General features: G+C 53.7%; 1 tRNA gene. It reads right to left on the bottom strand.

What is annotated here, in order from left to right:
- Positions 1 to 138: 138 nt before the first annotated feature.
- Positions 139 to 214 (bottom strand) — tRNA-Trp (locus tag V7028_RS14515).
- Positions 215 to 283: the final 69 nt, after the last annotated feature.

Genomic DNA, 283 nt, shown 5'->3' with positions numbered 1-283 from the left:
GCCGATTGCAAAGGCAACCGCCAGCACAAGCATCAGCTTGTCCTGCCCTGTAGATACTGTTTGAACGTCGTTTTGCGCCATATTCTCAAAATGTAAGCCGCCGCTGAATCGCTTCAGCGGCGACGGTCCCACCAAATTTGGCAGGGCAAGAGGGAATCGAACCCACAACCTTCGGTTTTGGAGACCGACGCTCTGCCAATTGAGCTATTGCCCTAAAAAACCCGAGTAATTACTTGGTGATCTTGGCCACCACACCGGCACCCACTGTACGACCACCTTCGCG

The sequence above is a fragment of the Limnobacter sp. genome (assembly GCF_036846585.1).
Lineage (GTDB): Bacteria > Pseudomonadota > Gammaproteobacteria > Burkholderiales > Burkholderiaceae_B > Limnobacter.
Note: the sequence above shows the minus strand (reverse complement) of the source record. Positions and strands in the feature narration are given on the sequence as shown.